24 protein-coding genes are annotated in these 19,239 nt (G+C 64.2%); 14 read left to right on the top strand and 10 right to left on the bottom strand.

Going from position 1 to position 19,239, the window contains the following annotated elements:
• Positions 1–97 precede the first annotated feature (97 nt).
• Both vapC and BN69_RS04460 read right to left on the bottom strand, forming a co-directional pair.
• Positions 98–493: a type II toxin-antitoxin system VapC family toxin gene (gene vapC / locus BN69_RS04465; RefSeq protein ID WP_014890365.1), complete on the bottom strand. Its 396-nt coding sequence runs from the start codon at positions 491–493 to the stop codon at positions 98–100.
• Positions 490–696 (bottom strand): type II toxin-antitoxin system VapB family antitoxin, encoded by a 207-nt coding sequence (locus BN69_RS04460; protein WP_014890364.1) that lies wholly within the window; start codon positions 694–696, stop codon positions 490–492. The genes vapC and BN69_RS04460 overlap by 4 nt, the downstream gene beginning before the upstream one ends.
• A gap of 226 nt (positions 697–922) precedes the next feature.
• Between BN69_RS04460 and uvrB the strand changes: the two genes are divergently transcribed.
• The 5 genes from uvrB to BN69_RS04435 all read left to right on the top strand — a co-directional run bounded on the left by uvrB (position 923) and on the right by BN69_RS04435 (position 5,347).
• A complete protein-coding gene (gene uvrB / locus BN69_RS04455; protein ID WP_014890363.1) occupies positions 923–3,487 on the top strand; it encodes an excinuclease ABC subunit UvrB in 2,565 nt (854 codons plus the stop codon).
• Between the two features lie 109 nt (positions 3,488–3,596).
• Complete coding sequence (locus BN69_RS04450; protein WP_014890362.1) at positions 3,597–3,881, top strand: hypothetical protein; 285 nt, start codon at positions 3,597–3,599, stop codon at positions 3,879–3,881.
• Positions 3,878–4,312 (top strand): type II toxin-antitoxin system VapC family toxin, encoded by a 435-nt coding sequence (locus BN69_RS04445; protein WP_041926796.1) that lies wholly within the window; start codon positions 3,878–3,880, stop codon positions 4,310–4,312. Before BN69_RS04450 ends, BN69_RS04445 begins: the two co-directional genes overlap by 4 nt.
• Positions 4,313–4,466: 154 nt before the next feature.
• Positions 4,467–4,685: a translation initiation factor IF-1 gene (gene infA, locus BN69_RS04440; RefSeq protein ID WP_014890360.1), complete on the top strand. Its 219-nt coding sequence runs from the start codon at positions 4,467–4,469 to the stop codon at positions 4,683–4,685.
• A 23-nt stretch (positions 4,686–4,708) separates the two neighbouring features.
• Positions 4,709–5,347 carry a Maf-like protein gene (locus BN69_RS04435; RefSeq protein WP_014890359.1) on the top strand — a complete coding sequence of 213 codons (639 nt, stop codon included), beginning with the start codon at positions 4,709–4,711 and terminating at the stop codon, positions 5,345–5,347.
• A gap of 120 nt (positions 5,348–5,467) precedes the next feature.
• Here BN69_RS04435 and alr read toward each other — a convergent pair whose 3' ends face one another.
• Both alr and ybgC read right to left on the bottom strand, forming a co-directional pair.
• Complete coding sequence (gene alr, locus BN69_RS04430) at positions 5,468–6,604, bottom strand: alanine racemase (RefSeq protein WP_014890358.1); 1,137 nt, start codon at positions 6,602–6,604, stop codon at positions 5,468–5,470.
• Between the two features lie 51 nt (positions 6,605–6,655).
• On the bottom strand, positions 6,656–7,087 hold the full coding sequence (gene ybgC / locus BN69_RS04425) for a tol-pal system-associated acyl-CoA thioesterase (RefSeq protein WP_014890357.1): 432 nt from the start codon (positions 7,085–7,087) through the stop codon (positions 6,656–6,658).
• A gap of 175 nt (positions 7,088–7,262) precedes the next feature.
• On the opposite strand from ybgC, the gene BN69_RS04420 reads away from it, so the two are divergent.
• Together BN69_RS04420 and BN69_RS04415 are read left to right on the top strand one after the other, a co-directional pair.
• Entirely contained in the window at positions 7,263–7,922 is a 660-nt protein-coding gene (locus BN69_RS04420; protein WP_014890356.1) for a peroxiredoxin, read from the top strand.
• 22 nt (positions 7,923–7,944) lie between these two features.
• Positions 7,945–8,982, top strand: a complete 1,038-nt coding sequence (locus tag BN69_RS04415; protein ID WP_014890355.1) for an MBL fold metallo-hydrolase — start codon at positions 7,945–7,947, stop codon at positions 8,980–8,982.
• A gap of 212 nt (positions 8,983–9,194) precedes the next feature.
• Here BN69_RS04415 and ruvB read toward each other — a convergent pair whose 3' ends face one another.
• Entirely contained in the window at positions 9,195–10,250 is a 1,056-nt protein-coding gene (gene ruvB / locus BN69_RS04410) for a Holliday junction branch migration DNA helicase RuvB (protein ID WP_014890354.1), read from the bottom strand.
• Positions 10,251–10,297: 47 nt separating this feature from the next.
• Here ruvB and BN69_RS04405 point away from each other — a divergent pair, with 47 nt between their 5' ends.
• Positions 10,298–10,879 (top strand): Uma2 family endonuclease, encoded by a 582-nt coding sequence (locus tag BN69_RS04405; protein ID WP_014890353.1) that lies wholly within the window; start codon positions 10,298–10,300, stop codon positions 10,877–10,879.
• Positions 10,880–10,889: 10 nt separating this feature from the next.
• Here the strand turns inward: BN69_RS04405 and ruvA are convergent, their stop codons facing one another.
• The 3 genes from ruvA to BN69_RS04390 all read right to left on the bottom strand — a co-directional run bounded on the left by ruvA (position 10,890) and on the right by BN69_RS04390 (position 12,580).
• Complete coding sequence (gene ruvA, locus BN69_RS04400) at positions 10,890–11,504, bottom strand: Holliday junction branch migration protein RuvA (RefSeq protein ID WP_014890352.1); 615 nt, start codon at positions 11,502–11,504, stop codon at positions 10,890–10,892.
• Positions 11,501–12,004 carry a crossover junction endodeoxyribonuclease RuvC gene (gene ruvC / locus BN69_RS04395; RefSeq protein ID WP_014890351.1) on the bottom strand — a complete coding sequence of 168 codons (504 nt, stop codon included), beginning with the start codon at positions 12,002–12,004 and terminating at the stop codon, positions 11,501–11,503. Before ruvC ends, ruvA begins: the two co-directional genes overlap by 4 nt.
• Positions 12,005–12,154: 150 nt before the next feature.
• Positions 12,155–12,580 (bottom strand): iron-sulfur cluster assembly scaffold protein, encoded by a 426-nt coding sequence (locus BN69_RS04390; RefSeq protein ID WP_041926795.1) that lies wholly within the window; start codon positions 12,578–12,580, stop codon positions 12,155–12,157.
• 244 nt (positions 12,581–12,824) lie between these two features.
• Here BN69_RS04390 and folE point away from each other — a divergent pair, with 244 nt between their 5' ends.
• The 3 genes from folE to BN69_RS04375 all read left to right on the top strand — a co-directional run bounded on the left by folE (position 12,825) and on the right by BN69_RS04375 (position 15,014).
• A complete protein-coding gene (gene folE / locus BN69_RS04385; protein ID WP_014890349.1) occupies positions 12,825–13,454 on the top strand; it encodes a GTP cyclohydrolase I FolE in 630 nt (209 codons plus the stop codon).
• Positions 13,454–13,843 carry a phosphoribosyl-AMP cyclohydrolase gene (gene hisI / locus BN69_RS04380; RefSeq protein WP_014890348.1) on the top strand — a complete coding sequence of 130 codons (390 nt, stop codon included), beginning with the start codon at positions 13,454–13,456 and terminating at the stop codon, positions 13,841–13,843. Before folE ends, hisI begins: the two co-directional genes overlap by 1 nt.
• 115 nt (positions 13,844–13,958) lie before the next feature.
• On the top strand, positions 13,959–15,014 hold the full coding sequence (locus BN69_RS04375; protein WP_014890347.1) for a patatin-like phospholipase family protein: 1,056 nt from the start codon (positions 13,959–13,961) through the stop codon (positions 15,012–15,014).
• Here BN69_RS04375 and BN69_RS04370 read toward each other — a convergent pair.
• On the bottom strand, positions 15,011–15,442 hold the full coding sequence (locus tag BN69_RS04370) for a CBS domain-containing protein (protein WP_014890346.1): 432 nt from the start codon (positions 15,440–15,442) through the stop codon (positions 15,011–15,013). The genes BN69_RS04375 and BN69_RS04370 overlap by 4 nt on opposite strands.
• A gap of 59 nt (positions 15,443–15,501) precedes the next feature.
• The gene (locus BN69_RS04365; RefSeq protein ID WP_014890345.1) at positions 15,502–16,200 is read right to left on the bottom strand and encodes a rhomboid family intramembrane serine protease; all 699 of its coding nucleotides are present in this window, start codon (positions 16,198–16,200) and stop codon (positions 15,502–15,504) included.
• 339 nt (positions 16,201–16,539) lie between these two features.
• Here BN69_RS04365 and BN69_RS04360 point away from each other — a divergent pair, with 339 nt between their 5' ends.
• From BN69_RS04360 to BN69_RS04350, 3 genes are all read left to right on the top strand, one after another.
• Positions 16,540–17,097 (top strand): PAS domain-containing protein, encoded by a 558-nt coding sequence (locus BN69_RS04360; RefSeq protein ID WP_014890343.1) that lies wholly within the window; start codon positions 16,540–16,542, stop codon positions 17,095–17,097.
• Positions 17,098–17,373: 276 nt separating this feature from the next.
• Positions 17,374–18,309, top strand: a complete 936-nt coding sequence (locus tag BN69_RS04355; RefSeq protein WP_014890342.1) for an outer membrane protein — start codon at positions 17,374–17,376, stop codon at positions 18,307–18,309.
• A gap of 167 nt (positions 18,310–18,476) precedes the next feature.
• Positions 18,477–19,223 carry an autoinducer binding domain-containing protein gene (locus BN69_RS04350; protein WP_014890341.1) on the top strand — a complete coding sequence of 249 codons (747 nt, stop codon included), beginning with the start codon at positions 18,477–18,479 and terminating at the stop codon, positions 19,221–19,223.
• Positions 19,224–19,239: the final 16 nt, after the last annotated feature.

The raw sequence follows: 19,239 nt of genomic DNA, 5'->3' as shown, positions 1-19,239 counted from the left end.
GCATCGCACCCCCCTGTCAAAGCAGTTAGCGCGGCCGAGGCGGAGACCAACCGTCGCCGCTAAACATTGCGAGCAATGGGCTGTGCGCGTCGCGTCGCTACGCCATCGCGGAACGCAAACTAAGGCGTTCGACGAAGGGGTCGAAGTCTCTGTCGCTGTAGAGCAGCGGTAGACCCTTTTCGATGCAACAGGTGGCGATGATCGTGTCGATGGTTTTTCTCGGCGTGACGCCGAGACCGCGCAGCTTGCGAATATTTTTTGCCGCGCGCAGGGCGATTTCCTTGCCGCCGAGTTCGATGATCGTCAGCGCGGTCAGGAATTTTTCGGCGCGGTTGAAATCGCGGTCCCGATCGAAGCCTTGCAACACTTCGGTCAAGATCAGATCGCCGATCGCAATCAATTCCTCCTCGAGCAGCTCATCCAGACGATCGGTCTCAGGCGAGGCGACGCCACGAAAATAGTCGATCCAAACGCTGGAATCGACGAGGATCATTTTTCAGTTTTCTCATCCGTGCGCATAGCGTCGAGATCGCCGCGCCAGTCGAGCTTGCCGCGCAGGCTTCGGATTCGCTTTTGCCGCTGAAGGCGCAACAGCGTCCGCAGCCCGAGTTCGACGGCTTCCTTCTTGGTCTTGAGGCCCGTCGCGCGCAGCGCCTCCCGCATCAGCTTGTCGTCGATGACGATGTTGGTGCGCATGTGTATAGAACTCCGGTTCTATACACATGCTATGCCAGCGTGGCGCCTCCTTCAAGAGCGTTGTGGGCCTCAATGAGCGAGTCTGACGCGCCCCCTCCCCAACCCTCCCCCCCCCTCTCGCGAGGCGGGGGAGGGTTGGGGAGGGGGCGAAGCTCATGCGGCAATCTTGCCGACAACGGCGAAGGGTCCGCTTCCATCCCGCGCGCGTCTCCCCCATATTGCCGCCATGGCCTCTCCCCCCAAAAAGCCCAAAGACCCGGCGCGGCCGACGCGCGCCAAGGCGGCGAAGCCGGAGGTCGCGCCGCTCGCGCCGCATTTGGCGCAGCTGCTCAATCCGGCGCTCGCGCCCGGGTTCGGCGAGGCGCCGCAGGCCGCCTATGACGCCTCTTCGATCCACGGCCTCGACGAGGAGGACATCGAGAAATACGGGCTCGGCGAGGGCTTTCATGCGGGCGGCGGCGTCGAGGCCACCGCCGAGAGCCTTGCGCAGCTGCTGCGCCTTGGCGACCCGAACATTCGCGACCAAAAGCCCTGGACGCCGCATCGGCCCGAGCGGCCGCAGAAATCCGAAGGCGGCGTGCGGTTCGAACTCGTCTCCGACTATACGCCGAAGGGCGATCAGCCGGCGGCGATCGAGGAGCTGGTCAAGGGAATCGCGGCGCAGGAGCGCGATCAGGTGCTGCTCGGCGTCACCGGCTCCGGCAAGACCTTCACCATGGCCAGCGTGATCGAACGCGTGCAGCGGCCGGCGCTGATTCTCGCGCCCAACAAGACGCTCGCCGCGCAGCTCTATGGCGAATTCAAGAGCTTCTTTCCCAATAACGCCGTCGAATATTTCGTCTCCTACTACGACTACTATCAGCCCGAGGCCTATGTGCCGCGCTCGGACACTTATATCGAGAAAGAATCCTCGGTGAACGAGCAGATCGATCGCATGCGCCACGCCGCGACGCGCGCGCTCTTGGAGCGCGACGACGTCATCATCGTCGCCTCGGTCTCCTGCATTTACGGCATCGGCTCGGTCGAGACCTATACGGCGATGACCTTTTCGGTCACGCTCAGCGAGAAGCTGGAGCAGCGGCAGCTCGTCACCGATCTGGTGGCGCTGCATTACCGCCGCACCGGCGCCGACTTCACGCGCGGAACTTTCCGCGTGCGCGGCGACACCGTCGACATTTTCCCGGCCCACTATGAGGATCGCGCCTGGCGCATCAGCTTCTTCGGCGATGAGGTCGAGTCGATTTCCGAATTCGATCCGCTGACCGGCAAGAAGACCGTCGATCTCGAATTCGTGAAGGTCTACGCCAATTCGCATTATGTGACGCCGAGGCCGACGCTGCTGCAGTCGGTCAAGGCGATCAAGGACGAGCTTCGCGCGCGACTGGATGAACTCAATCGCTCGGGGCGTCTGGTGGAGGCGCAGCGGCTCGAGCAGCGCACCCGCTTCGATCTCGAAATGATGGAGGCGACCGGCTCCTGCGCCGGCGTCGAGAATTATTCGCGCTATCTCACCGGCCGCAGGCCGGGAGAGCCGCCGCCGACGCTGTTCGAATATCTGCCGGACAACGCGTTGGTCTTCGCCGACGAGAGCCACGTCAGCATTCCGCAGATCGGCGCGATGTACAAGGGCGACTTCCGCCGCAAGGCGACGCTCGCGGAATATGGATTCCGCCTGCCGTCCTGCATGGACAATCGCCCGCTGCGCTTCGAGGAATGGGACGCCATGCGGCCGCAGACCGTTTCGGTCTCGGCGACGCCGGGAAACTGGGAGCTCAATCAGACGGGCGGCGTCTTCGTCGAACAGGTGATTCGCCCGACGGGATTGATCGATCCGATTGTCGAGGTGCGTCCGGCCCGCGCCCAGGTCGACGATCTGCTCGACGAAGCGCGGGCGACGGCGCAGATCGGCTATCGCTCGCTCGTCACCGTGCTCACCAAGCGCATGGCGGAAGACCTGACCGAATATCTGCACGAGAACGGCGTGCGCGTGCGCTACATGCATTCCGACATCGACACGATCGAGCGCATCGAGATCATCCGCGATCTGCGGCTCGGCGCCTTCGACGTGCTCGTCGGCATCAATCTGCTGCGCGAAGGTTTGGACATCCCCGAATGCGGCCTCGTCGCGATCCTCGACGCCGACAAGGAAGGCTTTCTGCGCTCCGAAACCTCGCTCGTGCAGACGATCGGCCGCGCCGCGCGCAATGTCGACGGCCGCGTCATCCTCTATGCCGATCAGATCACCGGCTCGATGAAGCGCGCGATGGACGAGACCAACCGTCGCCGCGCCAAGCAGGAAGCATACAATCTCGAGAACAACATCACGCCGGCGTCGATCAAGCGCGGCATCGCCGATATTCTCGGCTCGGTCGCCGAGCAGGATCATGTGACCATCGACACCGGCTACGACATCGCCCCGGGGCATAATCTCGCGGCGACGATCGCCGATCTCGAAAAGCGCATGAAGGCGGCGGCGGCCGATCTCGCCTTCGAGGAGGCGGCGCGGATGCGCGATGAAATTCAGCGGCTGCAGCGCGCCGAATTGCTCGCCGAGGCGAGCCCGCAATTTCGCGCCTCCTTTGGCCGGGGAGGGCGCGGCGCCATACGCCGTGACGAAGCGGAAAAGCTCGCCACGCGCGCGCATAAGCCGACCGACGCCGACATGGGGCCGCATAATTTCGGCGGCGGCGAAGCGCGGCCGTTGGGTCGGCCCGCGCCGCCGCCGCGCGTTTCGCCGCGCTCGTCGGGCGGCAGGCCGGGCACGCGCACGGTGAAGGGCAAGCCGAAGTGACGCCGCTTCTTCCTTCTCCCGCTTGCGGGAGGACGCATAAAGGAGCCGGTCCAGATACTTGCGCGCGCGCCAGCTTTCCGGTAACCTTTCCGGAAAGTTGGGTCCGCAAATGCCAAAGCCTCTAAAATCCAGCGTCCAAATCTATCGGCAGCGGATGAAGCGAAAGGGCCTCGTGCGCGTCGAGGTGCAGGCGCGCAGGGAGGATGTCGCGCTTGTTCGCGGCGTCGCCGCCGCGCTCGCCGATCCCCTCCGCGAAGCGGAAGTGCGCGCCGTTCTCCGCGATGTCGTGCCCTCCCCAGCTCCGGGCTCGCTCAAGGCGCTGCTCGCCGCAGCGCCGCTTGAAGGCGTTGACCTCGAACGCCCGCGCGATCTCGGCCGGGACGTCGCCTTTTGAATTTTCTGATCGACACCAATGTGATTTCCGAGTTTCGCAAAGGCGCGCGATGCGATGCGCGTGTCGCCTCTTGGTTCGCCTCCGTAAAGGACGAGCAGCTTTATCTGAGCGTGCTGACGCTTGGCGAAATCCGCCGGGGAGCGGAAAAGCTGCGGCGAAGGGACGTGAGGAGCGCCGACGCTCTTGACCGTTGGTTGGTCGATGTCGAACGCGCCTTCGTCGGACGCATTCTGCCGGTCGACTCTGACGTTGCCGGGGAGTGGGGGCGAATGGGCGCTCTGCGGACCGCCCCTGTTGTGGACTCCCTGCTTGCGGCCACGGCCAAAGCGAATGAGCTGACGCTGGTGACGCGCAACGTTCGAGACGTTGAGGGACTCGAGGCAAAAATTCTTGATCCCTTCGCGGCCGTCAAACCCGCGAAGGGGCGTTGAGGCGCCCCCAACTCCCTGGTTCACAAATCCTTCGTTCTCGACTAGGGTCCGCGCCCAAGTCCGCTCCCCGGCCGGGGCAGCGGGTTTTTCGCTTTTCACGCGCTATCTAAGCCGCGGTCAAACTCGCGGCTGAGAGCGCCTCACAAGGAACCACATGGCCAAGGAAGAACTGCTCGAATTTCCCGGCGTCGTCACCGAACTGCTGCCGAGCGCGATGTTTCGCGTCAAGCTCGAAAACGACCATGAAATCATCGCCCATACCGCCGGCAAGATGCGCAAGAACCGCATCCGCGTATTGACCGGCGATAAGGTGCTTGTCGAGATGACCCCTTATGATTTGACCAAAGGGCGTATAACATATCGTTTCCGGTAATTTTCTTTGGCGGAGCGACATTCTTGACAGCCAATCCTCCCATCGCCCGTCCCAAGCTCGTTCTCGCCTCCGCCTCGCCCCGGCGCCTGGCGCTGCTGCAGCAGGCCGGGCTCGACGCCGACGCCCTGTTGCCCGCCGACATCGATGAGACGCCGCACCGCGGAGAATCGCCGCGCGCCTACGCCACAAGAATCGCCAGCGAGAAGGCGGCCGCCGCCGCCAAGCTGAGGGCGAGGCAGCCCGAGCTGAAGGAATCCTTTCTCATCGCCGCCGACACGGTCGTCGCCGTCGGCCGGCGCATCCTGCCCAAGGCGGAGACGCGCGAGGAGGCCGATGAGTGCCTGCAGCTGCTCTCGGGGCGCCAGCACCGGGTCTATTCGGGGGTGAGCCTGATCACGCCGCGCGGTTATGAGCGCAGGCGTCTGGTCGAGGCGCGGCTGCGGTTCAAGCGCCTCGGCTCCACCGAGATCGAGGCCTATCTTTCGACGGGCGAGTGGCGCGGCAAGGCCGGCGGCTACGCCATCCAGGGACGCGCCGGCGTGTTCGTGGTGAAGATCGTCGGATCCTACACGGCGGTCGTCGGCCTGCCGCTGCACGAGACCGTGTCGCTCCTCGCAGGCGAGGGATATCCGGTGCTCGCGCCGTGGTTCGCGATGGCGTGACGCCGAGCTAGAGCAGGCTTTGAAAAAGTTGACAGACTTTTTCGATGAGAACCTGCTCCAACGTTTTGATTTATAGCGATTCCTTATCGATCACATGATTCCATGTGATCTGGAAGCGCTCTAAGCCCCGAGATAGCGTCGCGAGAATCGCGCGCCGAGCCGCGTGAGAATCTCATAGCCGATGGTGCCGGCGCGCGACGCCGCTTCCTCGAGGCAAATGCCGTCGCCCAGCAGCTCGACCCATTCGCCGCGCTGCGCCGCCTCGCGCGGCGCCTCGGACACGTCCAGCACGACATAGTCCATCGACACGCGGCCGATGAACGGGCAGCGGACTCCGCCGACCAGCGCTTCACCCGTGGGCTTTTCCTTGCAAGAGGTAGCCCCGACCGGCACGCCGTCCGCATAGCCGACGCCGATCGTGGCGATGCGCGTGCGCTTTGGCGCCGACCATAGCGCGTCATAGCCGACGCAGGCGCCGGGCTCGATCTCGCGCGTTGAGAGAATGCGCGCCTTAAGCCGCGCCACCGGCCGCACCGGGCATTCGGCGTAGGGCGTGGGGTTGCCGCCGAACAGCGCGTAACCGGGGCGAACCAGATCGAAATGCGGGCGCTGCGGCAGGAAGACGGCCGAGGAATTCGCCATCGACGCCGGAACGCCGGCGAAGCGCGCCCGGGCGTCCAGAAACTGCTCGATCTGCCGGGCGTTGCAGGGGGCGTCGCGCAGTTGCGAGCTGACGAAATGGCTCATCACCAGGGTAGGCGCGAGATGGCGCGCCCGCTCGGCCGCCTGCGCCGCCTCGCTGATCGGAATGCCGAAGCGATTCATCCCGGTGTCGAAATGGATCGCGGCTTTGGGCTTGCGCCCGGTCGCCGCCCATTCGTCGATTTCGCCGAGCGAACCCAGCGATGGTATAAGATCGGCGGCGACGAGGCGCGGCGCCGCGCCGGGCACGAGCCCGTCCAGCACATAGATGGTCGCGTCGTGGGCGACCGCCCGGGCCGCTTCGCCCTCGACGACATTGGCCACGAAAAAGGTTCGGCAGCCGGCTGAGAGCAGCGCGCGCATCGCGGGCGCGAGCCCCAAGCCATAAGCATCGGCCTTCACCACCGCGCCGCATTCCGCGCCGCCGGACAGCCGCGCCATTGTGCGCCAATTGTCGGCGAGGGCGGCGAGGTCGACGATCAGAACGCCGGTCTCCGCCGGGTCCGAAGGCTCGGTCCGGGGCCGCAGGCGCGCAGCGGGTTCGTTGATTCCCATCTCAACGCCATTTTAGGCCCCAAAAGGCGGCGTCCAGATGGCGACGGCGTTCTACGCTGAATTTGGCCAAAGACGTTCGAATTTCACGCGCACCTCGGGAGGCAGGCGGCGCGCGCGGCCGGCTTCGACGCACACGATCCGGACTTTGGCGCGGACAAGCAGTTCCGCCTGCCGCAGAACCCGCTGCTCAAGCGTGAACGAGGCGCCGCCGAGCTCGAGGGCCTCGGTTTCGACTGTCAGCAGGTCGTCCATGGTCGCGGGCTTTTGGAAATCGACGTCCATCGACCGGACGACGAAAAAAATCGGCGCGCCTGCGGCGCCCGCCAGCAGCGCGCGCTGATCAAGCCCGAGCCCGCGCAACATTTCCGTGCGCGCCCGCTCCATGAAGCGCAGATAGGAAGCGTGATAGACGAGTCCGGAAAAATCCGTGTCCTCGTAATAGACTCGAATCGAGAGGGATGGACATGGCGCGATCGTCGTCATTCTGCCTTTGGCCGGCGGCTAGGTTGGAGTTTCATCAAAGAGGCGGGATTGGCTTGAACGCGGCTGTTCTTGATACCGAGCGAAATAATCGCATTTATAGGCATACGCTCTCAGGCCGCGAAGAGCGTCGCTCGCGCTCCAAGGCGCGTCGCAACCATAACCGAGGAGCTTCCACATGTCTTTCCAGATTGGCGACACCGCGCCGGATTTCGAAGCCGATACGACGCAAGGACATATCAAATTTCATGATTGGATCGGCGATTCCTGGTGCATTCTGTTTTCGCATCCCAAGGATTTCACGCCGGTCTGCACGACCGAACTTGGCTATATGGCCAAACTCGAGCCGGAATTTAAGCGACGCAACGTCAAGATCATCGGGTTGAGCGTCGATCCGGTCGACAATCACGCCAAATGGGCGGTCGACATCGAGGAAACTCAGGGCGCGAAACCGAATTATCCGATGATCGGCGACCCGGACCTGCGCATCTCCAAGCTCTATGGAATGTTGCCCGCGAGCGCGGGCGGCGACGCCAGCGTCAGGACGCCGGCCGACAATCAGACGGTGCGCAACATCTTCGTCATCGGGCCCGACAAGAAGATCAAACTCATCATGGTCTATCCGATGACGACCGGCCGCAACTTCGATGAAGTGCTCCGCATCATCGACTCGCTGCAATTGACCTCCGCACATAAGGTGGCGACGCCCGTCAACTGGCGGCCGGGCGATGACGTCATCATCGCGGGTTCGGTCTCCGACGAGGAAGCCAAGAAGATCTATCCGGACGGCTGGAACGCGCCGCGGCCCTATCTTCGCATTGTTCCGCAGCCGAAATGATGCGGGGCGGGCGACGCGCGCGATGATCTTCCGGCAATTGTTCGATAGCGTCTCCAGCACCTACAGCTACCTCCTCGCCGGCAATCGCGGCGGGGAGGCGCTGATCATCGATCCGGTGCTCGACAAGGTTGACCGCTATCTGCAGCTGATGCGCGAACTCGATCTTCGGCTGGTCAAGGCCGTCGACACGCATACTCACGCCGATCATATCACCGGCCTCGGCGCGCTCCGCGACCGCACGCACTGCATCACGGTGATGGGCGAGCGCAGCAACGCCGACGTGGTGTCGATGCGCGTTCGCGAAGGCGAGCGCATCCGCATTCCGGGCGTCGAGCTCGATGTTCTCTACACGCCTGGCCACACGGACGATTCATACAGCTTCATGATGGCCGACCGGGTGTTCACCGGCGACACGCTGTTGATCCGCGGCACGGGCCGCACCGATTTTCAAAACGGCGACGCGCGGGCGCAATATGAGTCGCTATTCGGCAAGCTGTTGAAGCTTCCCGACTCGACGCTTGTCTATCCTGCGCATGACTATAAGGGCGATACGGTCAGCACGATTGGCGAGGAGCGGGCGTTCAATCCGCGTTTGCAGGTCAAATCCATCGACGAATATGTCGCGCTGATGGACAGCCTGCATTTGCCCAATCCGAAAATGATGGACGTCGCGGTGCCGGCCAACAGACACATCGGCTTGCATCAGGAGGACATCGCGCGGCGTGGCTGGTCGTTGACGCCGCAAGAGGCGCTCGACGTTCTTGGTCAGCCGTCAACAGCTCTCGTCGATCTGCGCGAGGCGCGCGAGCGCGAAATCCACGGCGTCATTCCCGGCTCGCTGCACATGCCCTATGACGAACTCGAAGAGAATATTCGCGGCGGCGGCCTTCTGCATGAATTGGCGGCCGCCACCGGCAAGCGCATCGTTTTCTATTGCGCCTTCGGCGAGCGTTCGGCGATGGCCGTCGAGGCCGCGCAGGATGCGGGACTAACTTCGGCGCGCCATATCCAGGGCGGCCTCGACGCCTGGATAAAGGCCGGCGGTCCGCTCGCAGGTTAAGCCGGACATTGGCGATTTGGTTCGATCGAGGTGGCTCCTCCAAGGGAGCTGGAAAGCGTAGCTTGAGACACCATGTACGCTTCTATGGAGTGTGCATCATGAACTCGAAGTTTCTAAGCCGCGCGCTGAAGGCGCTGGAGCATGCCGGCGAGATCGCCGCCGTTCTCTTGTTTGGCGCAATGATTTATTTCGTGCTCACCGCGTGAGCCCGATCAGTCTTCGCCTTCGCCAAATAATCCGAACTGCGCGGCAGGGCGCGCCGGCTCGGCGAGGCCAAGGTGACGGAAGGCGTGCGGCGTTAAGAGCCGTCCGCGCGGCGTGCGCTGCAAAAAACCCTGCTGCAAAAGAAACGGCTCGATAATGTCCTCGATCGCGTCGCGCGGCTCCGACAATGCCGCCGCGATCGTCTCGATGCCGACCGGGCCGCCGCCGAAATTGACGGCCACCAGAGTGAGATAGCGACGATCCATTACGTCAAGGCCGATGGAATCGACCTCGAGGAGCGACAGAGCGTGATCGGCGAGTTTGCGGGTGATTGATCCCGCGCCGTCCACCACGGCGAAGTCGCGCACACGGCGCAGAAGGCGGCCGGCGATGCGGGGCGTGCCGCGCGAGCGGCGGGCGATTTCCTTTGCGCCCGAGCCGTCGACGCCGATCCCCAGCACGCGCGCGCCGCGCTTGACGATCAGCTCCAATTCTTCCGGCGTGTAGAAATTCAGCCGGACAGGAATGCCGAAGCGGTCGCGCAGCGGCGTCGTCAGAAGTCCGGCGCGCGTCGTCGCGCCGACGAGGGTGAATTTCGCAAGGTCGATTTTCACCGAGCGCGCCGCCGGGCCCTCGCCGATGATCAGGTCAAGCTGGAAATCCTCCATGGCCGGATAGAGGATTTCCTCCACCGCCGGATTGAGCCGGTGAATTTCGTCGATGAACAGCACGTCGCGCGGCTCGAGGTTGGTGAGCAGCGCCGCAAGGTCGCCGGCCTTGGCGATGACGGGGCCGGAGGTGGAGCGAAAGTTGACGCCAAGCTCGCGCGCGACGATCTGCGCCAGCGTGGTCTTGCCGAGCCCCGGCGGGCCAACGAGCAGCACATGATCGAGCGCGTCGCCGCGCGTCTTGGCGGCCTCGATGAAGACCTTGAGATTGGCGCGCGCCGCCTCCTGGCCGGTGAAATCGGCAAGCGACAGCGGCCGCAGCGACGAGTCGGCGTCGTCGTCGCGTTGTTCGGGGCTTAAAAGGCGCGCGGGGGTGGTCAAACGGGCGGCTCCCATGCGCTGGCGCAGGCGCTATGCTAAGATGCGGCAAACGGAGCCGCGCCGTGAATCGCCCGTCCTCGCAATATGAGTATATGTCCCTCGATGATTTCGAGGAACTTCTCCCCGACAAGCCCGCCAATGAGAAATGGGAGCTGATCGGCGGCCGCGTCGTGCGGATGATGGTTGGGGCAAGGTGGGAGCATCATATCATTGCGCAGAATCTGGCGTTCGGATTGCGCCGGCGGCTCTATGAGAAAGGCGCGGGGTGCCTTGTCTTTCTCGAAACCTTCTACATGAAGAAAAAATCGATCGAGTCCGCGACCTTGCCCGACGTGATGGTCCGTTGCGGCCCCATGGAGCCGGGCGCAACTTCGGCTGACGACCCCACAGTGCTCGTCGAAGTCATGTCGGATGGCAGCAAGGCGCGCGATCGCTTCGAAAAATGGGCCATTTATCAAAAGCTCCCAAGTCTCAAGCATTACGTCCTGGTTGACCGCGACAGGGCGCATGTCGAGGCGTTCGATCGGCTCAAGGATGAATGGGGGGTGCGCATCCTCGACGGCCTCGATGCTGCGCTCGATCTGCCGGCGATCGGAGTCAGCGTCCCGCTTGCCGAAATCTACCAAGACGTGATCGCGGCATAGCGCCCGCCGCTCAGCGCGCGAGTTCGCGCAGGCCTTGGCGGATCAGCGCGCCGGCCTCGGCGGCTTCGCCGAGCTGCTTGAGGCTCTCCGCCACGGCGGCCGCCGCCTGCGGGCGCCCGTAGCCGAGATTGACGAGCGCCGAAATCGCGTCGCGCGCCGCGGACGGCGCGGCGTCGCTTTCCTCGCCGGAGAGCCGAACGACGGCGGGATCGACGGCGCCAAAGACGGGCGCCTTGTCCTTCAGCTCCGCGACGATGCGCGCGGCGAGCTTCGGGCCGACGCCCGGCGCGCGGGAGACGCTCGCTCTGTCCTGCATGGCGATCGCGGAGGCGAGATCGTTCGCGGAAAGGATCGACAGGATCGCCAGCGCCACTTTGGCGCCGACGCCCTGTACGCTCTGCAGCAGCCGGAACCAGTCGCGCTCCGCCTCGCTCGTAAAGCCGAAGAGGCGGATCGAATCTTCGCGCACCTGCGTCTCGATCGCGAGCGCCGAGGCCTCGCCGACGCGCGGCAGCTTCTGCAGCGTGCGCGTCGAACAATGCACGACATAGCCGACGCCATTGACGTCGAGGATGACGAAATCCTCGCCATAGCTGTCGATGAGGCCTTTGAGCTTGCCGATCATGCCGAAATCCGCAGTCTCGCGCCGCGATGCTGGGCGTGGCAAATCGCGACCGCCAAAGCGTCGGCGGCGTCGGCGCTCGTCGCGCCGCTCAATGGCAACAGCACCCGCACCATCATCTGCACTTGCGTCTTGTCGGCGTGGCCGGCGCCGACCACGGTCTTCTTGACGAGATTGGCGGCGTATTCGGCGATGACGAGGCCGGCGAGGGCAGGGGCGGTGAGCGCCACGCCGCGCGCCTGTCCGAGTTTTAGGGCCGACTGCGGATCGCGATTGACGAAGGTCTCTTCGATCGCCGCTTCTTGCGGCGCATGGTCGGCGATGACGCCCATCAGCCCCAAATGCAGCTGCGAAAGCCGCGCGCCCATGTTGAGGCTGGCGTCCGAGCGCACGCGCCCGCAGGCGATGAAAGAGAGCCGCGAGCCCTGCGCCTCGATGACGCCCCAGCCGGTGTTGCGCAGGCCGGGATCAATGCCGAGGATGCGAATCGGAGCAGGGGTCATGCGGCGAGCGTAGGCGGAAAGCGGCGCTGGGGCGAGGCTCTGGTGACGTTTCGGACGGCTTCAGGGCGGCAGCGTCTCCGGCCGCTCGCACGTTTCGCCATCCTGCGGACAGTCGGCGGGCGGCGCCATGGCCTGCCGCGCGACGTGCGATCAAGCCTCCGCCTTCGTCACCGCGTCCGCCACGGCGTCAAACGCCAGCATGGTCGAACCGTGCCGGGCCTTGTAGTCGCGCACCGGCTCCAGCACCGCAAGATCCGCCCATTTGCCGGTCGGCGGCGGGCCGTTCTCCTTGAGCATTCGGCGCAGCGCCTCGCGCGCCTCGCGCAGCTCCTGCGGGGTGGAGCCGACCACGTTGCGCGCCATGATCGAGGCCGACGCCTGGCCCAGCGCGCAGGCCTTCAGCTCATGCGCATAGTCGGCCACTTTCCCTTCTTCCAGCCTCAGATCGACGGTGATCGTCGAGCCGCAGAGCTTGGAATAGGCCGAGGCGGTCGCATCCGGGCGCGGCAGCCGGCCGAGGCGCGGAATATTTCCGGCAAGCTCCAGAATGCGTTGATTGTAAATGTTGTCGAGCATCGCCGCCGGTGCGTTCAAGCCAAGGCTTACCATCGCCTCGGTAAATCTCTATATATAATTTTGCGCGCCTTCGCGAAAGCGGGGGCGCGCCGAGGCCGTCAACGGCTTTCGTTCGTCTCGAATTCTCGCGTGATCTCGAACCATCTGGAGAGGGCGACGATTTGAGGGACCGCCTCGCTGGCGCGAGGCATTCGCTGCCGTTGCGCCTTTCAGAGGCGCGCGCTGAAGCATATGGAGGCGCCACATGGATGACGTGGTTAAGACCTGTCCCTTTTCTTCGCTCGAGACGGTGAGAACCGTCGAACGCCCCTCCCGCGATGAAGCCGAAGCCGCCGTGCGCACGCTGTTGCGCTGGGCGGGCGACGATCCGGACCGCGAGGGGCTGCGCGACACCCCGCGTCGCGTCGTCAAAGCCTATGAAGAGTTTTTCAGCGGCTATCGGGAGAGCGCCGACGAGGTTCTGTCGAAAGTCTTCGAGGAGGTCGAAGGCTACGATGATCTCGTGCTCGTTCGCGACATTCCCTTCACCTCGCATTGCGAGCACCATGTCGTGCCCTTCGTTGGAAAGACGCACATCGCCTATTATCCGGCGGGCGGGGTGGTCGGTCTGTCGAAGCTTGCCCGGCTTGTCGAGATTTTTGCCCGGCGGCTGCAGACTCAGGAGGCGATGACGGCGCAGATCGCGGCGGCGATCGACGAAGCGCTCGCGCCGCGCGGGGTCGCCGTGATGGTCGAGGCGGAACATATGTGCATGTCGATGCGCGGCGTGATGAAGCAGGGATCGTCCACGGTCACCATGCAGTTTTCTGGCGTTTTCCGCGACGATCCGGCCGAGCAGGCGCGTTTCTATACGCTGCTGCGCGGGGCGCAGTGATGTCGCAGGCGTCCAGAGAGGTGGAGGAGGGGAGCGTTTTCGCGCCGAAATTCGACGCGAACGGCCTCATCGTCTGCGTCACCACGGAGGCGGCGACGCGCGACGTGCTGATGGTCGCCTATATGAACCCGCTCGCGCTTGAAAAAACCATCGACACCGGGGTCGCGCATTATTGGTCGCGCTCGCGTAATGCGCTGTGGCGCAAGGGCGACACTTCCGGCCAGACGCAGAAGGTCGTCTCGTTGCGCGTCGACTGCGATCAGGACGCCTTGCTGCTCGAAGTCGAAGTGGGCGGCGACGGCAAGGCGTGCCACACGGGGAGAAAATCCTGCTTTTATCGAGCGCTCGGCGACGATGGCGCGCTGGTTTTCTCCGCCGGCGGCGCGTAGGCCCCCATCATCTGCGGAAAGTTAACCTGAAGGCCACCTTCCGAAGCGCAGGCTGGTCTCCAAATATATCTTGTGCCGCTAACCACGACGGCGACAGCGGCGCAGGAAGGCCCGCATGTTATCGCTACGCTCACGCAACCCCCAACTTCTCGACGCCGATGCGGCCAGCGCGATGACGGACGAACCACAAGCCCCTCCGACGACCCTCGTACGCAAGGCGGACACCGAGGCCAAACGGCAAAGACGCGGTCAGCCGACGATCGGACTGGCGCTCGGCGCAGGCGCGGCGCGCGGCTGGTCGCATATCGGCGTGCTGCGCGAACTCGCCGCCCATGACATCAAGCCTGATGTGATCGCAGGCACTTCGATCGGCGCCGTCGTCGCCGGATGCTACGCCGCCGGCAAGCTTGATCAGATCGAAGCCTTTGCCCGCTCCCTGACCAAGCGGCGCGTCTTCACACTGATGGATCTCTCATTTTCGGGCGCGAGCCTCATCACCGGCGAACGGCTGCGGTCCGCTCTGGAGAAGGAGCTCGAAGGCGTCGAGATCGAAGATCTGCCGATACCTTTCGCGGCGGTGGCGACTCAGGTCGGCACGGGCCATGAGGTGTGGCTGCAGCATGGCTCCCTGTCGCTCGCCATCCGCGCATCCTATGCGCTGCCGGGCGTTTTCGAGCCGGTGCGCATCGGCGATCGCTGGCTCTTTGACGGCGCGCTGGTCAATCCCGTGCCGGTCACCGTCTGCCGCGCGCTCGGCGCGGAATATGTCATCGCCGTGAACGTCACGGCCGACACGATGTATCGCGCGCGGGTGATCCGCGACGATCCCGCCGCGCTGCATCGCGCCGCGGAGGCTGGGCCGTTCGGGGAGAAGGCCGACGCGTCCTTCGTCGACCGGTTCCTGCCCCGCTATTTCGACCGCCAGCCGGGCGACGCGCCGAACGTCGCCACTGCGATGATCGACGCGTTCAACATCATCCAGGATCGAATCCTGCGTTCGCGGTTGGCCGGCGACCCGCCCGACGCGACGATCACGGCGCGCTTGGAGGAGGTCGGCATGTTCGACTTTCACAAGGCGGAGCAACTCATCCATGTGGGCCGCGAGGCGACGAAGCGCGCGCTGCCGAACATTTTCGCTCACATCCCGCTGTCGGCCCTGTCCGGTTCTTAGGCTTGGGCGATGTATTCGCGCATCGATCGGTGCTCTTCCTCTATGACGCGAATGCGGTATTTGACGACGTCGCCGATCGACACGAGGCCCACGAGGCGCGTTTCCCGGACCACGGGAATATGCCGGCGCCGTTCGATGGTCATCACGCGCATCGTATTTTCGACGGCGTCGTCTTCTCTCGCGGGCTGAGGACTGGGCTGCATATACGCTGAGATGCGCTGCGTCAGCGCCTCCGGACCGTCCAGCGCCACCGCCGAAACGATATCGCGCTCGGCGATCAGTCCAGCCAGTCGGCCGCCGTCGTCCAGAATGACGAGCGCGCCGATTCGATAACGCATCATCAGCTGAGCCGCCTCCTGCAGCGTCGTATCGGCGCTCGCCGTCACCACCTCTCGTCCTTTCTCCGCGAGTATGTTCGAGATCGTCATCTGGCCCTCCTTTTCGCTCTCGACGGCCTCCCGCGCCAGTCGAAGGGCGTTACTGCGAACTAAAGGGCATGCCGACCCGCGCGATCGAAGAAGCTGAAAAAGAGCAGGCCGAACACAAACCCTCCGACATGCGCTTCCCAGGCGATTGCGTTTGACACGCCGACCGCCTGCGGAAAGGCGCCAAGAAGCACATTCACCGCTAGCCATGCGACAAGGAAAAACATCGCCTGTCGGTTCAAAGCCAGTTGCGACAGCGAAGTGGAATGCGATCCCTCGTCATATGGCGCCTGGGGGCTGCGCCTGTTGTCCGCCAGCCGCGCTCCTGGCGTAAATGCGAAACGCACAATTGCCCCCATTGTTCCTGAGATTGCGCCTGATGCGCCTACGACAGGGGCGATTTCGTAAGGGTGCAGCGCAAGAAACAACAACGCGCCTGCGAAGGCGCTTGCGCCGAGAAACAGGAGGTAGCGCGCCGAACCGAATCGACGTTCGACCGGCGTGCCGAATGCTGCAAGCGCCAACGCATTCACGATGAGATGCGTCCAGTCGCCGTGCAAGAAAAAGTAGGTCAGCATGGTGGCGTATTCGGCGCCGCCTTCAAGCGTCACCCGCGCCGGGATGAAGGCGAACGTCGTCAGCAGCCAGTTTGAGAACTCCAAAGGGCCATAAGCGACGACGAGCTGCGTCGCCGTGAGCGCGACGATGATCGTCTTCGTCACTGTCGGGAGATTGAAAATTCGTTCTCGACTTGCGGGCACATTCGCTCCTGTCCGTTTTGCTGGGCGAGGGCCCGCGCAGCCTCGATGCTATCTAGCGCGACCGACGTCGGCCAGCGTCCCGATTTGGGGCGCCTCGCGGCGAGAGCGAGGACTGATTGTGGGCGGCGAGCGGGTCGTCCGAGGTCGGTTCCGACAAGTTCAGCCCGTTGCTTTCGCTCGTCTTTCCGTTGGCGCTGAATCCTGGCCGTTGATCGGCTCCGCCAGTTTGGCGATCGCCGCTTCGATGGCACGATGGCTGCTCCCTCCGGAAAAAGTCGGAATGCAAGAGGAGAGCGTCCCATTCCTGGGCGGGGGCGCGCGAGCGTCGGGCGGGTTTGAATGAAATTGCCGGTCACCAGGGATCTTTACGACTATTGGGGACGATTGAAGGGAGAACGGACGGCGCCGGATCGAGCGGAGATCGATCCCCTCGCGATTCGCCATATTCTGCCCGACATCTTCATCATCGAAGTGGACCCGGAACGCCGACTTCCGCTCCGTCTCTGCGGCGCTCGGGTTAACGCTCTCTGGCAGTGCGAGCAGAAAGGACGCCTCTTCCCGGAATGGTGGAGCGCGCAGCGGCAGGAGGCGGTGGCTGAGGCGATTCGCCGAGTCGTCGACGCCGAAACGCCGCTTATCGCGCAAGCTCGGACCGCGTCGGACCGGAATGCGGCGGAATTCGAGCTTCTGCTTTTGCCTCTGCGCCATTTCGGCAGGAGCTGTTCGCGCGTGCTGGGGTCGCTTGCGCCCGCGCAGCGGCTTGAGTGGGGCGGAATTCGCCCCGTGGGGCCGCTCGATCTGGTCGCTGTGCGGATGCTGGAGGATTGGCTGACGGAGGGCTCGAAGGAGGGCTGGCGCCGCAGCGCGATCGCGCGCTTGGCGGCCTCCAACAGCTAGCGGCCCTTTCGAAGCAGGGCCGCTCGGCGAGCCGTCGTCTCCGATCACGTTCAACGCAGGGCGACGCCCGCGGTCGTTATGGCTTCGACCCATGCGCCGTTGTGGCGCCGGCGCCACACCAGCCGGAATTCCGACCGAGCGCCTGCAATATCCGGGGCTTTTGGATTGACTGTGCGCGGCCTCGACTGATTGAGTGCAGGGCATGGCGAGCAATCGCTGAAGGTTTCAACAAGGCAATCGGGCGAAGATTTTCCGCCTCAAGCAACGAGGACACAGATGAAAAAGGCTCTTTCCGTCGCCGCTCTTATGGTCGCGCTGACGGGCTCGGCTTTGGCGGCCGATCTTCCCAGCTACAAGGCTCCGCCTCCGCCTCCCCCGCCGCCGCCGCCGCTGTGGAGCGGCTTTTACGTCGGCCTGAATGCGGGCGGCACGTGGGGCAACAGCAACAACATCTGGACCTCGTCAGCCCCGATTTCCTCCTTCCCCGGAAACGCCGGGCTCCGTTTCGCCAGATTTTCCGCGCTCGGCGCGTCGGGCGTTTCGCAGGGCAACATCAGCGGATTCATCGGCGGCGGCCAGATTGGCTATAACTGGCAGTTCTGGGGCGGCCGCCTCGTCGCGGGCGTCGAGGCTGACATCCAGGGCGTCGCCGGCAGCAACAGCAACAAGACTGCGGTTACCGCGGCCGGCGCATTTCCGTTCTTCGGCGCCAATGAAATCCTGACCACGGCGATCACGACCTCGAAGCGTCTCGACTATATCGGAACGGTTCGCGGCCGGCTCGGCTGGCTCTTCACTCCGACCATGCTTGTTTACGGCACCGGCGGTCTCGCCTATGGCGGCGTCTCCGTGTCGACCGGCATCGCGCAGTTCAACAATGACTGCGCTCAGTTCCCGGCGAACTGCATCACGAGCGCCGCTTTCTCGTCCGGAGCCTTCTCCGACACGCGCGTCGGCTGGACGGCGGGCGCCGGCTTGGAGTGGATGTTCATGCCGAACTGGTCCGCCAAGGTCGAATATCTCTATTACGATCTCGGCAATGTCAGCTACTCCTCGGGCCTCTTGGCGACCTTCGGCAACACCTTCCTTCCGAACAGGCTGATCTCCGGGGTGGTTTCGCAGTCGCAGACCCGCTTCAACGGCAACATCGTCCGCGCTGGCGTGAACTATCACTTCAACTGGGGCGCTCCCCCGATTGTTGCGAAATACTGATCGAGCCTGAACGATCAATCATGAAAGAGCCCGGCCAATCGGCCGGGCTTTTTTTTGTCGGCGGCAACGGCGGCTTTTTCAAAACATGTCGTCGCGCGACGGATTGCCTGCCCGCCAGCGACTGTGTATCAAATTGCTTATGGATTTCGGCACGATAGGCGTTCAGCGTGTATCGCGAAGATGTTTTCGATCTTATCGATCGGCTCGCGCGCGCCGATCGGCGGACTGCTCGCTACAATCTCCTTGATGAAGTCTTGCGGGCGACGGGCGTCTCTCATGTCGGATATGTCGCCTTCAACTTGCCGACCCGCCGCGTCGACCGACCGCTGCTGTCCGCCATTCACGCCGCCTCATGGCGAAAATCCTATGCCCAGTCGCGCCGTGTCGACCTCGAGCCCGTCATACGCGCGGGTTTCGGGGGGATAACGCCCGTCGATTGGCGCCTGCTGGATCGCGATGATCCGGTGGTTGAAAAGCTCCTGGGCGAAGTGCTGGAGTTCGACCTCGGCGCCGACGGCGTCTCGATTCCCCTGCGCGGCCGAAGCGGCGAATATGGGCTGTTCAGCGTCTGCTGCGCCGAGGACGCTTCATCCCCGCCGCCGCGGCGCCGCGCGCTGATTCGCCGACTCATGGTTATGAGCGCGATCTTTCACGCCAGCGTGCGAGGCGCCCTTGCAGTCGAACCTCGCGTCGACATGCGATTGTCGGATCGGGAGCTCGCTTGCCTGCGCCTTAAGGCCCAGGGAACCAGCGATCGTGAGATCGGGGTGGCGCTCGGCGCCGCTCCAACCGCCGTGCGCTTCTGGCTCGAAACGGCGCGCGCCCGGCTTCACGCCGCCTCGGTCGACAAGGCCGTCGAGGAGGCCCGCCGGATAGGGCTCATTCGCTCGGCGTCGAACGGCTTCATTCCGTGATCGAATCCACTCCCGC

The organism is Methylocystis sp. SC2, assembly GCF_000304315.1.
GTDB lineage: Bacteria > Pseudomonadota > Alphaproteobacteria > Rhizobiales > Beijerinckiaceae > Methylocystis.
Note: the sequence above shows the minus strand (reverse complement) of the source record. Positions and strands in the feature narration are given on the sequence as shown.

Coding starts and splice junctions, on each gene's coding strand:
- vapC (WP_014890365.1), bottom strand. CDS start 493: ATGATCCTCGTCGATTCCAGCGTTTGGATCGACTATTTTCGTGGCGTC.
- BN69_RS04460 (WP_014890364.1), bottom strand. CDS start 696: ATGCGCACCAACATCGTCATCGACGACAAGCTGATGCGGGAGGCGCTG.
- uvrB (WP_014890363.1), top strand. CDS start 923: ATGGCCTCTCCCCCCAAAAAGCCCAAAGACCCGGCGCGGCCGACGCGC.
- BN69_RS04450 (WP_014890362.1), top strand. CDS start 3,597: ATGCCAAAGCCTCTAAAATCCAGCGTCCAAATCTATCGGCAGCGGATG.
- infA (WP_014890360.1), top strand. CDS start 4,467: ATGGCCAAGGAAGAACTGCTCGAATTTCCCGGCGTCGTCACCGAACTG.
- alr (WP_014890358.1), bottom strand. CDS start 6,604: ATGGGAATCAACGAACCCGCTGCGCGCCTGCGGCCCCGGACCGAGCCT.
- ybgC (WP_014890357.1), bottom strand. CDS start 7,087: ATGACGACGATCGCGCCATGTCCATCCCTCTCGATTCGAGTCTATTAC.
- BN69_RS04420 (WP_014890356.1), top strand. CDS start 7,263: ATGTCTTTCCAGATTGGCGACACCGCGCCGGATTTCGAAGCCGATACG.
- BN69_RS04415 (WP_014890355.1), top strand. CDS start 7,945: ATGATCTTCCGGCAATTGTTCGATAGCGTCTCCAGCACCTACAGCTAC.
- ruvB (WP_014890354.1), bottom strand. CDS start 10,250: ATGGGAGCCGCCCGTTTGACCACCCCCGCGCGCCTTTTAAGCCCCGAA.
- ruvA (WP_014890352.1), bottom strand. CDS start 11,504: ATGATCGGCAAGCTCAAAGGCCTCATCGACAGCTATGGCGAGGATTTC.
- ruvC (WP_014890351.1), bottom strand. CDS start 12,004: ATGACCCCTGCTCCGATTCGCATCCTCGGCATTGATCCCGGCCTGCGC.
- BN69_RS04390 (WP_041926795.1), bottom strand. CDS start 12,580: ATGCTCGACAACATTTACAATCAACGCATTCTGGAGCTTGCCGGAAAT.
- folE (WP_014890349.1), top strand. CDS start 12,825: ATGGATGACGTGGTTAAGACCTGTCCCTTTTCTTCGCTCGAGACGGTG.
- hisI (WP_014890348.1), top strand. CDS start 13,454: ATGTCGCAGGCGTCCAGAGAGGTGGAGGAGGGGAGCGTTTTCGCGCCG.
- BN69_RS04375 (WP_014890347.1), top strand. CDS start 13,959: ATGTTATCGCTACGCTCACGCAACCCCCAACTTCTCGACGCCGATGCG.
- BN69_RS04370 (WP_014890346.1), bottom strand. CDS start 15,442: ATGACGATCTCGAACATACTCGCGGAGAAAGGACGAGAGGTGGTGACG.
- BN69_RS04360 (WP_014890343.1), top strand. CDS start 16,540: ATGAAATTGCCGGTCACCAGGGATCTTTACGACTATTGGGGACGATTG.
- BN69_RS04355 (WP_014890342.1), top strand. CDS start 17,374: ATGAAAAAGGCTCTTTCCGTCGCCGCTCTTATGGTCGCGCTGACGGGC.